The organism is Paenibacillus sp. 01L418 (genome assembly GCF_056400045.1).
In genome coordinates, this window is sequence record NZ_JBFTSN010000701.1 from 1 (window position 1) to 1,791 (window position 1,791).

General features: G+C 39.2%; 4 protein-coding genes. 1 reads left to right on the forward strand and 3 read right to left on the reverse strand.

The window, feature by feature from the left end:
- Nucleotides 1-88: 88 nt before the first annotated feature.
- Nucleotides 89-646 carry a P-loop NTPase family protein gene (locus tag AC1DSE_RS34805; RefSeq protein WP_441883507.1) on the forward strand — a complete coding sequence of 186 codons (558 nt, stop codon included), beginning with the start codon at nt 89-91 and terminating at the stop codon, nt 644-646.
- Between the two features lie 63 nt (nt 647-709).
- Here AC1DSE_RS34805 and AC1DSE_RS34810 read toward each other — a convergent pair whose 3' ends face one another.
- From AC1DSE_RS34810 to AC1DSE_RS34820, 3 genes are read right to left on the reverse strand one after another with little or no spacing between them, the layout of a single operon-like run.
- On the reverse strand, nt 710-1,108 hold the full coding sequence (locus AC1DSE_RS34810) for a hypothetical protein (RefSeq protein ID WP_441883506.1): 399 nt from the start codon (nt 1,106-1,108) through the stop codon (nt 710-712).
- Between the two features lie 14 nt (nt 1,109-1,122).
- On the reverse strand, nt 1,123-1,431 hold the full coding sequence (locus AC1DSE_RS34815) for a hypothetical protein (protein WP_441883504.1): 309 nt from the start codon (nt 1,429-1,431) through the stop codon (nt 1,123-1,125).
- A gap of 40 nt (nt 1,432-1,471) precedes the next feature.
- Entirely contained in the window at nt 1,472-1,618 is a 147-nt protein-coding gene (locus tag AC1DSE_RS34820; RefSeq protein WP_441883502.1) for a hypothetical protein, read from the reverse strand.
- Nucleotides 1,619-1,791 lie beyond the last annotated feature (173 nt).

Sequence of the window (1,791 nt, forward strand, 5' to 3'; positions counted from 1 at the left end):
ATGTTGTAACGCAATATCGTCGAACTGCGACACATTACTCCTTACTGGAGAAGGAGATTAAACTAACAGGCAGGAAATTTCAAACAATATGACGAAAAAATCTCGACATCGATTTACAGATACATTTTGGAAGGAAGAGGTGTTCACAATCCGAATCCATATCATCGGCGGCTCAGGAAGCGGCAAATCCTATATCGCGACTTTATTGAGCGGGAAGCTCGGGATCCCGCATTACGATCTAGACGATATTTTCTGGCATAATCAGTCGAATGAATACGGCGTCAAGGCACCGGAAGAAGAGCGGGACCGTCAGCTCAAAAAGATCATCGGATTTGATTCATGGATCGTTGAAGGTGTGTACAGGTCGTGGGTTGAGCCGAGCTTTGCCGCCGCAGATAAGATCGTCGTTTTGATGACACCCTTGTCCGTCCAGGAAGAACGAATATGGAGGCGCTATAAAGAGCGCATTACAGGCATCGTTCCAAGCAAGAAGCGCGAGACAATAGAAGGTATCCACAACTTGTTCGCATGGAATAAAGACTACAATTTGGTGAAGCTTCCTGATTTGATCAGCCGTTGGGAATATAAAAACAAAATGATTCTCGTTCGTGATAACCTGGATCTTCTTGAATTTCAATTGATATGAATTCGATCTGCGGGCTGTCGTAATTAAACTCCCTAACGGGAGACGATAGTTCAATTGACCGCCTTATGAGAGGCGGTTTTTTATTCCTCTCTGTCGCATTATGTGTCTACTACGAACACTTGATATTCGTTGAAGCTCATCAAACTTGAAAATCATCATCATGTTATGTCCAAGTGGAGCATTAACCATTTCATAGTTTGGGTGAAAATCTCCCTTTCCTGATACACATCCGAAAGGTACTTTACAAATCGAATTTCCAAACTCACGCCAAGCTGACTCTGCAGAATATTCACCGCATTTCCCAATCCAATAGTTACGAATTTTTTTAGGCAACTCTTCCCATGTAAGATACAAATTTTCACTGTCCCAAATATCGCAGATTCTTCTCCAGCCATGGTTTTCTTCGCAGAACTTTTGAGCTTGCAAGGAAGCTTGACTAACACTATAAAACTCATTAATCATCCCTAGTTCACCGCCTACGAATTCACAGTGATATCCTGATCACGATTATATTTTTTGCGGTAATCTTGATATACCTTCAATACCTCAGACTTTATTTCTTCAGGGATGTACTTTAGTGATTGCGAATCTGTAGCTGTCCATAGTACAGCTTCATGAAAGTCATAATTTTTTTCTCCATCATCATCTTTATATGGAATTTTCCGACCTACTATATGTTCTTCAGTTAATGTAATTGATGCTAGAGTTCCCCCACCTTCCACTAACAATTCAATAAGCATACAATTACCGCCACCATTATAAGATTCTTTTGATTTAATCCGCATATATTTTGTCCTCCTGGGCTATCAATTCTTCATTGTGCTGTTAGTTTTCTGCCTTAATTACCATAAACACAGGTGTCTCACGACGTTTAGGAGATGGTTTTTTCATTGAAGGAAGAGACATATATCCGATGCCACCAAAAACTAAAATGACAATAGCCATAAAAATAATTTTACTTAGTTCATACATATAAATAACCTCCTTCAGCTTCTTAACTCGAATTTTAGCAGTACTAATTCAAGTTGTAAACATGAAGGTTAATATCAATAAAAATGGCGAGTAAACCTTAAAGGTCTACTCGCCATTTTTGTCCTTATTTTCATTTTTTATCGTTTCGAATACCCCATGTTTCACTATTAAAT